Annotated in this window: 8 protein-coding genes and 1 pseudogene; 2 read left to right on the top strand and 7 right to left on the bottom strand. The window is 75.6% G+C overall.

All coding sequences use genetic code 11. The features are described from left to right. Positions 1-249: pseudogene (locus tag RIN80_RS24710) on the top strand (hypothetical protein); the annotation flags it as partial. A gap of 51 nt (positions 250-300) precedes the next feature. Here RIN80_RS24710 and RIN80_RS24705 read toward each other — a convergent pair. Beyond that, a complete protein-coding gene (locus RIN80_RS24705; RefSeq protein ID WP_309097854.1) occupies positions 301-510 on the bottom strand; it encodes a hypothetical protein in 210 nt (69 codons plus the stop codon). A 40-nt stretch (positions 511-550) separates the two neighbouring features. Next, positions 551-1,765: an ATP-grasp domain-containing protein gene (locus RIN80_RS24700; protein WP_309097853.1), complete on the bottom strand. Its 1,215-nt coding sequence runs from the start codon at positions 1,763-1,765 to the stop codon at positions 551-553. A gap of 121 nt (positions 1,766-1,886) precedes the next feature. Here RIN80_RS24700 and RIN80_RS24695 point away from each other — a divergent pair, with 121 nt between their 5' ends. Next, positions 1,887-3,212 carry a glycosyl hydrolase gene (locus RIN80_RS24695; protein WP_309097852.1) on the top strand — a complete coding sequence of 442 codons (1,326 nt, stop codon included), beginning with the start codon at positions 1,887-1,889 and terminating at the stop codon, positions 3,210-3,212. Between the two features lie 35 nt (positions 3,213-3,247). Here RIN80_RS24695 and RIN80_RS24690 read toward each other — a convergent pair whose 3' ends face one another. From RIN80_RS24690 to murJ, 5 genes are read right to left on the bottom strand one after another with little or no spacing between them, the layout of a single operon-like run. Then, positions 3,248-4,354: a GNAT family N-acetyltransferase gene (locus RIN80_RS24690; protein ID WP_309097851.1), complete on the bottom strand. Its 1,107-nt coding sequence runs from the start codon at positions 4,352-4,354 to the stop codon at positions 3,248-3,250. Then, positions 4,351-5,001 (bottom strand): lipopolysaccharide biosynthesis protein, encoded by a 651-nt coding sequence (locus RIN80_RS24685; RefSeq protein ID WP_309097850.1) that lies wholly within the window; start codon positions 4,999-5,001, stop codon positions 4,351-4,353. Before RIN80_RS24685 ends, RIN80_RS24690 begins: the two co-directional genes overlap by 4 nt. Next, complete coding sequence (locus RIN80_RS24680) at positions 4,998-6,149, bottom strand: glycosyltransferase (RefSeq protein WP_309097849.1); 1,152 nt, start codon at positions 6,147-6,149, stop codon at positions 4,998-5,000. Before RIN80_RS24680 ends, RIN80_RS24685 begins: the two co-directional genes overlap by 4 nt. Next, complete coding sequence (locus RIN80_RS24675) at positions 6,146-6,907, bottom strand: polysaccharide deacetylase family protein (protein ID WP_309097848.1); 762 nt, start codon at positions 6,905-6,907, stop codon at positions 6,146-6,148. Before RIN80_RS24675 ends, RIN80_RS24680 begins: the two co-directional genes overlap by 4 nt. Further along, positions 6,891-8,597 carry a lipid II flippase MurJ gene (gene murJ, locus RIN80_RS24670; protein ID WP_309097847.1) on the bottom strand — a complete coding sequence of 569 codons (1,707 nt, stop codon included), beginning with the start codon at positions 8,595-8,597 and terminating at the stop codon, positions 6,891-6,893. Before murJ ends, RIN80_RS24675 begins: the two co-directional genes overlap by 17 nt. Positions 8,598-8,625 lie beyond the last annotated feature (28 nt).

The following is an 8,625-nucleotide window of genomic DNA, read 5'->3' as shown; positions in this document are numbered from 1 at the left end:
CCCCCGACGAAACCCCCGCACACCCCGCCGACGAAGCCCCCGCACACACCCCCGCCGGGCGGCCACCAGTCGACACCGCCGCAGACGCCCCCCGGAGGCCACCAGACACCCCCCGGTGGTCAGGAGCAGCCGCCCAGTCTCCCCGAGACCGGTGCCGGGGCCCTGCTCGGTGCCGCGACCACCAGCGCCGCGCTGATCACGGGTGGTCTCGTGCTCTACCGGCGGGGCCGGGCCGCGTCCCACCGCTGACACCACGGGTGCCGGACGCAAGCGCGTCCGGCACCCGTGAAGGCTGTGCGGTCAGCAGTCGCCCGGGTAGAAGAACCCGAGCAGCGGGATGCCCAGCAGGATCAGGCCCAGGCTGTCGTGCTCCTTGCACTCCTCCTGGTCCTTCGAGTGGGTGACCTCGGGGAGGATGTCCGCCTCCGAGGCCGTCGCGGTGCCGCCGAGGAGCGCGACACTCAGGGCGAGGCTGGAAAGCACCGTGGCGGTGCGCTTCATGTGAGTCATAGGAACAAATTAGGCACTCCTGTATGAAAAGCACGCACTTCTATCGCGCCAGGCGGGTGAACCACCCTGTTGGCTCCGGGCGCAGGCGGTCCAGCGCCCGCCCCGCCGCGTGCCGGCCCCACAGGTGCCACATGGCCCGGCCGGGCGCCCGGTCGTCCGGGGCGTGCCAGGCCAGCTCCCGGCCGGCCGGCGCGGGCCGCAGCACGCTCAGCGGAGCGTAGTTCTCCACCACGAACGCCCGCCCCGGCCGCGGCGCCCCCTCCGGCAGCGGGCGGTGCGTCAGGTCCAGGTGCAGCGCCCGTACGACGTCCACGCCAGCCGTGTCGGTGAAGAGGCGGAACTGGGCCCCGGGGCGCGGGTTGAAGTCGAGCAGGTGGTAGCGGCCCGTCGTCCCGCAGCGGCGGAAGTCCAGGTCGAGGATGCCGCGGTAGCCCAGTTCCCCGGTGAGCCGCTCGGCGAGCGCCCGCACCTCCGTGTTGGCCGTCCAGCGGCCGACGGACGTCAGGCCCGCCCCGCGCGGGCGGGCGCGCTGCTTGCGGCCGGTGCCGCCGGCCCGCGTCAGCCCGGAGCGGTCGGCGTACCCGTGGAAGAACCAGTCGCGGTCCGGGCCAGGCGGCAGGAACGCCTGCAGGAGCAGCAGGCTGCCCGCCTCCCCGGCGCGTGCGAACAGCTCCCGCGCCTGCCGGGCGGAGCGCACCAGCACGGTGCTGCGCAGCCCGCTGCCCGCCGGCACCAGCCAGGGCCTGCTCCACTTCGCCACCACCGGCAGCCCCAGCCGCGCCACGGCCGAGGCCGCCCGGTCCGCGCTGTCCGGCACGAGCGTCTCGGGGTGCGCGACGTCCAGCGCGGCGCACAGCTCGGCCAGTTCCGCCTTGTCGGCGACGCGTTCGGGCAGTGCCCCGGCCATCTCGGGCAGCAGGTACGCCGGCGCCAGCTCCTCACGCATCCGGCCCACCGCGACGGCACCCGCGTCGTCCATCGCGATCAGCACCGCGGGACGCGCGAGACCCGTGGCGACCCGGCGCAGCACGCGCGCGATCTCGGCCGGCGACGCCCCGGGCGGCGGCGGTGCGTGCAGCCCGTGCACGAAACAGGACTCGCGCACGGGGCTTCCCGCGCAGTCGGCGACCACGTGCACCTCCACGCCCGCCCGGCCGAGTGAGCGCACGGCGCCCAGCGTTCCGTGGTGGAAAGGGTTCCGGTCCATCCGCAGCAGAACCGCGGGGACGCGAATGTCGAGCAGGGACACGGGCATTTCCTTCGAACTGGGTCACCGGTGCGGGCGAGAGGGCCACTCGAAAGCCCCACTGGCGGTGGCGTGATTCCGTTTCATATGACTGAGTGTCAATAAGCGGAGGAAAACGAAAGGGGCGGCCATGGCCACACGGCAGCGACGCACACGGTCCCAAAGGCTGGCATTCGTCGCGGCGGCGGTCGCCGCGACGGCGGCGCTGGCGTCCGGCCACACGGTCGTCGCGGGGACCGGGACGGCACGCCCGGCCGAGCCACCGGCTCCGGTACCCGCGGCCACACCGGCGGTCCCCGCGGCACCCGCCGTCCCCACCGGGACGCCCACGCCGGGCGCCACCGAACCCGGCACGGCACCGGCCACGCAACCGGGCGCGGCACCCACCGCCGCACCCGCCCGGTCCACCCCCGCCTTCGGCGCCTACCTCGACTACGGCCCGCGCGGCGTGGCCCGCATGGCGCAGCTCAGCGCCTGGCTCGGCGGGGCGAAGCTGCGCGTGGGGCACACCTACCTGCCGGGCGACCGCTGGAGCAACATCGAGGGCCGCCCCGGCTTCCTCGACGTATGGGCCAACTGGCGCCGCGAGCAGGCCGACCGGCTGCTCGTCCTCAACGTGCCCATGCTGGAACGCAACGAGGAGGGCGTGCCCGACCACGAGGTCCGGCGGCTGCTGCGCGAGGGTGCGGAAGGGCGCTACGACCACCACTTCCGCAGGCTCGCCGAGCGGCTGGTCGAACTGGACGTGCCGGACACCGTGCTGGTGCTCGGCTGGGAGATGAACGGCGTCACCTACACCCACCGCTGCGGGCCGGATCCGGAGGCGTGGAAGCAGTACTGGAACAGGATCGTCACCACCATGCGCGCGGTGCCGGGCCAGAAGTTCCGGTTCGACTTCACCCCGAGCCGCGGCCGTGACGCCGTGCCCTGGACGCAGTGCTACCCGGGCGACGACACCGTCGACATCATCGGCATGGACGCCTACGACCAGCCGCGCGGAATGTCGTTCGACGAACAGGTGAAGGAGCCCTACGGGCTGCAGCAGCACGTGGAGTTCGCGAAGGCCCACGGCAAGGCCATTTCCTTTCCGGAATGGGGACTCTTCCGCAACGGCGACAACGCCGAATACATGCAGCGCATGCTCGCGTGGATGGACGAGCACAAGCCGCTGTACCAGACCCTGACGGACTACTGCCCGCACGGCGTGTGGCAGTGCGACGACAACCCCCGGGCCTCCGAGGTCTACCGGTCCTTCCTCTTCGGCCGCGACGAGGACAGCACCCCGGCGCCGACCACCCCGGCCAGTCCACCGGCGCCCACCCCGACACCGCAGCCGAGCGCGCCCGAGCCGGAGCGTCCGGCGAACTGCTCGCCGCTGAACCTCGGCGACTGGGTCGAGTACTGGATCGGCGGCAAGCTCTGCCTGCGCCTCGACTGGTGGTCGCGTACGCACTAGCCCGGGGCCGGGAGCGCGGCCGGCGGCGGGCCCGGTCAGGGCCGGCCGCCACGGTCACGCTCCCGCAGGCGGCGCAGCAGGTCCTTGCCCCGCCGCCGTGCCGCCGCGTCGCACAGCGCCGCCTTCAGCAGCGGTGCCGTGCGCCGCCGGGCCAGCAGCAGCCGCTGGTTCACCACCGTCAGCGGGCGCCAGTGGTGCTTGTAGGGTTCGTTGCCGCGCAGCAGGCTCAGCGTGCCGAGGGTGCCGTCCTTGGTGTGGGTGGCGGTCGAGTCCAGCAGCATCGCCGCCACGTCCGCCTTGTGCTCGCGCAACCGCGGGTGGGCGCCGTACAGATAGCCGCCCGCCAGCCGCGGCGAGAGCAGCGTCAGGTCCACGGCCACCACCTCCTCGTCCAGCCGGAACTCGGTGACCACCGCGTCCCCGCCGCGCACCATCGGCCCCACCGACCGCACCAGGTGCTCCCGGAACCGCGGCCGCAGATGCTCCGAGGTCACCTTCCGCCCCTGCCACTGCAGCCGGTGCAGCTCCAGCAGCCGCAGCAGCGCCGTCTCCACCTCACCCGGCGCGACGACCCGCCGCTGGATGCCGAGCGCGTCCAGCCGGCGCAGCTTGGCGCGCAGCCGCTGCTGGGTCTTCGACGGCAGCCGGGCGATCAGCTCGCCCATGGGGACGGCCGGCAACTCCAGGCAGACCGAGTCGTCCACCCGGCCGCGGGGCCCCGTCCACCGCTCGTAGACCCGCTCGGCCGCTCCGCCGGGCCGGACCTCGCGCAGGTCGATCAGCGCGGTGCGGGCGGCCGCCGACAGCGCGCCGGTGAGCGCGGCCACCGCCTCCTCGCCGTGCGCGTCGTCCAGCAGCACGTCCCCGTAGTCGGAGATCGCCCCGCCGAGCGGCACCAGTGCCGGGAGCGGACGCCTCACCAGCGTCAGCGGGGCGGCGGCGACCAGGTCACCGCCACGACCGTCCCGCACCAGCACCAGCCGCAGCCGGCCGCGCCCGCCGTACGACCGCCACCACGAGTGCAGCCAGGCGTGGCTCTGGAACGGGGTGGCGTGGTCGTACCGCCGGTGCAGCCGGTCCCAGTCTGCGGCGAGGGCCGCGAAGTCCCGCTCCTCGGTGACCACTTCCGCCGTGTACGTCACAGCTGCCCGTGCGCGTCGGCGGCGACGGCCGGACCGGGCACGGCGGCCTGCCGCCCCGTCGTGCCGGCGGCCCGGCGCGGCCGGACCAGCACCGCCAGCCCGCCCAGCAGCCCGCCCGCGCTCGCGCCGACCAGCCCGGTCACCCGGGCCGAGGCGGAGGACGGCTCGGCCGGCTCGACCGCGCGGGCGAACTGCTGGAGCTGCACGCGGGTCGACTGCTCGGTGTCGGCGGCGTGCCGGGTCAGCGCGCGGGCCACGGCGTCGGCCATGTCGGCGGCGAGGTCCGGGCGGGAGGAGGTGGCCGTGACCGACACCATGGGCGCGTCCGGCGAGGTCGCCGTGCGGACGCTGTCCCGCAGCGTCGACACGGGCACCCCCGCCCACACCTGCGCGTCGCCGAGCACCGCGAGCTGCGGGGCGACCCGGCCGTAGGCCTGGGCGAAGCCGAGGGCGGTGGCGGTGTCGGACTTCTGGGTCGGCACGGCGACGACGTAACTGGTCGCCGTGTACTGAGGGGTCCTGACCAGGCCGTACGTGCCGCCGAGCAGTCCGCCTGCCACGGCCCCGGCCGCGAGCAGCGACCAGGGGGGCAGGGACCGGGTGAGGGCGGTGACCGGGCGGTGCCGCCGTGCGGGGGTGTCGGTCATGAGGTGCGGGCTTCCTGGAGCGAGGGGGACAGGGGACGGGCGACCGCGCCGGCGTACACGTCCATCAGCCGGGCGGCGCTGCGGGTGATGCAGTAGTGGCGGGCGGCCTCGGGCACCGTGCGCTGCCCGGGGCCCTGGCGCCGTACGTCCGTCAGGGCGCGGGCGAACGCGTCGGGGCCGCCGGTGACGCGCCGGGCGAGGGGCGCCGCCGCCGGGGGCAGGTCCTGCAGGGCGGGGCAGGAGGCGTAGAGGACCGGCAGGCCGGAGGCGAGGGCCTCCACGATCGCCAGGCCGAAGGCCTCCTCCGGCGACGGCGAGGCGAGGACGTCCATCGCGCTGGCCAGCGACGGCAGGTCGGGGCCGGGCGAGCCGTCGGGGACACAGGGGCGTTCCCCGGTGAACAGCACCCGGTCGGCGACCCCGGCCGCCCGGGCGGTGCGGCGCAGCACGTCCTCCTCCGGGCCGCCCCCGACCAGCAGCAGCCGGTGGTCCTCCGGGAGCTGGGCCAGCGCCCGGATCAGCACGCCGAAGCGCTTGCCGGGCGCGAGCCGGCCGACCGCGCCGATGACGTACGCGTCCTCCGGCAGGCCGAGCCGGCGGCGGGTCTCCCGGCGGAGGGCCGGGTCGAAGCGGAAGCGGGCCAGGTCGATCCCGTTGGGCACGACCTCGATGCGCGGCCCGGGCACGCCCCAGCGCTCCAGCCGGGCGGCGACGGTGGGGGAGACGGCGACCGTGGTGCGGCCAAGGCGCTCGCCCGCCAGGTACAGCGCGCGCACCCCCGCGTTGAGCGGCCGGCCCTCCATCTGCGAGTCGCCGAGGGAGTGCTCGGTGGCGACGACCGCCCGGACCCCGGCCAGCCGCGCGGCGATCCGGCCGTAGAGGCAGGCGCGGTAGAGGTGGGTGTGCACGAGCTGGTAGCCGCCCGCGCGGATGATCCGCACCAGGCGGGGCAGCGCGCCCAGGTCGCGGTTGCCCGCCATGCCGAGGTGGTGGACGCGCACCCCGTCCGCGCGCAGCCCGGCGGCCACCGGCCCCGGGTTGGTCAGCGTCACCACGTCGCAGTCGACCGGCAGATGGCGCAGCAGCAGCCGCAGTTGCTGCTCGGCACCGCCCACGCCGAGGCCGGTGATGATGTGCAGGGCCTTCACCGCGGCTCCTCGACGGGTCGGCGGCGCAACCGGTGCAGCCGGTACTTCAGGAACAGCCGTACGGGGGTGTCGTTCTGGCCGATGTGCACCCGGGGCAGCGCGTGCGGGCCGCCGAGCGGGCCCGGGTCGATCGCGCAGGCATAGGTGTAGCCCGCCCGCCGTACGGCGTCGACTGCCCGCGCGTCGACCGTGCCGTAGGGGTAGCAGAAGCCGGCCGGGGGTGCCCCGGTGAGTTCCGCGAGCACGGTCCTGCTGCCCTCGGCCTCCGACCTGAGGGTGACGTCGTCCGCCTGCGTCAGGTCGACGTGGGTGAGGCCGTGCGAGCCGATCTCGACGCCCTCGGCGGCCGCGTGCCGGACGCCGTCGGCGGTCAGCAGCGGCTTGCGCGGGCCGAGCGGGTCCCACGCGTTCTCGCCGCCGAGCCGGCCCGGGAGCACGAACAGGGTGGCGCCGCAGCCGTGGCGGCGCAGCACGGGCAGGGCCTCGGTGACGAAGTCGGCGTAGCCGTCGTCGAAGGTGAGCCCGTACAGGCCCCGGCCCTCGCCCCGGGCCCGGGCGGCGAGCAGGTCGGCCATGGACACGCCGCGCAGCCCACGCCGCCGCAGCAGACCGAGCTGCTGGTCCAGCCGCTCGGGCGTGACCGTGATGCGGTACGGGTCGTCCGCGGGGTCGCCGACGGAGTGGTACATCGCCACGAACAGGACCGGGCCGGGTCTGGTGCGGGTGCCGGTGTCCGGGGTGTCAACGGGAGCGGCCATGAGGGAGCCTTCGTGAGACGGAACGGAGGGACTTCAGCGCGGTGCGGCAGCCCTGGTCGCCCAGGGCCCGGCCGAGCGTGAGGAAGACGACGGCGACGGTGAGGGCGCCGGCGGCGAGGGCGAGCAGGGGGGAGCCCGGGACGGCGGCAGGGCCGAGGCGGCTCGCCGCCCAGGCGCCCACGACGGTCGCGGCGGCCGCCGCGACCAGCGGGCGGACGAAGCCCGCCAGGACGCGGCGGGTGCGGATCGGGATGGAGCGCGGGCCCATGCCGGCGAGCAGCAGCGCGGCGGTGACGGTGATGCCGGCGGCGTTCGCGGCGGCGATGCCGATCACGCCCCAGGGGACCACCGCCCAGGCGCCGGCACCGGCGGTGACGACCAGACCGGCCGCCATCGCGCCCAGCGGGTACCAGGTGGCCCGGCCGGCCGAGAAGTACGAGCGGATCAGGGCGCCGACCAGGGTCTGCGCGAGCAGTCCGAGGGCGTACACGCGCATCACCCGGACGGTGGCGGCCGTGTCCTGTGCGGTGAACGCGCCGCGCTGGAAGAGCAGTTCGACCAGCTGCGGGGCGCAGGCCATGACGACCGCGGCGCCGGCCAGCACCAGGCAGGCCGCCAGCGCCAGGTCCCGCTCCACGCGGGCGCGGGCCCGCTCGGTGTCGCCGTCGGCCAGGGCGCGGGCGACGACCGGGAAGGTGACCGTGCACAGCATCAGCGACAGGGTCATGGGGATCTGGGCGACCTTCTGCGCGTAGTTCAGGTGCGAGATGGCGCCGGCGGGCAGGGTGGAGCCGAGGAACCGCTCGATCAGCACCTGGGACTGGCGGCACAGCGCGAACAGCAGGACGGCGGCGAGCAGGGCAAGACCCATGGGCCGGCCGCCGCCGTCGGCCCCGGCCGGACCGGTCCCCCGGCCGCGCCGCAGCTCGCGCCACATCACGGGCAGTTGGGCGAGGACCATCAGGCAGCCGCCCGCGGCCACCCCGGCCGCCGCCGCGCGCACGCCCCACCGGCCGCCCAGGACGAGCACGGCGGTGATGATGCCGGTGTTGTAGGCGACGTAGATCGCCGCCGGGGCGAGGAACCGGCGGTGCGCGCGCAGGGCCGCGCTGCAGTACCCGGCGAGACCGAAGGTCAGTACGCAGGTCGCGGTGAGCCGGGTGCAGTCCACGGCGAGCGCGGGGTCGGGCAGGCCCGGGGCCAGGACGCGCACGAGCTGCGGGGCGCAGACGGCCAGGAGCGCGGCGACCGCGGCGAAGGCCAGCGACAGCCGGGGCAGGGTGGTGGCGACCAGCGAACGGACCGGGTCCCCGCCGGCGCCCTGCGCCCGCCGGGCCAGGGCCATGCTGAACGCCGGGATCAGCGCGATGGCCAGCCCGTCCTCGATGAGCAGCGTCGCGGCGAACTCCGGCACGGTCCACGCCACGAGGAACGCGTCCGTCTCACTCCCGGCCCCGAACATCCGCGCCAACGACAGATCCCGCACCAGCCCGAGCAGGGCCCCGGCGGCGGAGAACACGGCGGTGACGAACGCGGCCCGAGCGAGAAACCCCCGGGTGACGGGGGCGTCGGCGGGGGAGGGGCGGGGGGTGCCGGGGGGCCCGTGGGTGCCGGAGGCGACCGACGCAGCGACGGGTGCCGCGTCCCTCGACACGGCCACGTCCGGTGGTACGGCTGCGTTTCGCGGCATGGCCGCCTCTTTCGGTACGGCCGCGTCC

This window comes from Streptomyces sp. (assembly GCF_031181705.1).
In the GTDB taxonomy this organism is placed as follows: Bacteria; Actinomycetota; Actinomycetes; order Streptomycetales; family Streptomycetaceae; genus Streptomyces.
The sequence above is the reverse complement of the archived record's forward strand: the minus strand, read 5'-3'. Positions and strand labels throughout refer to the sequence as shown.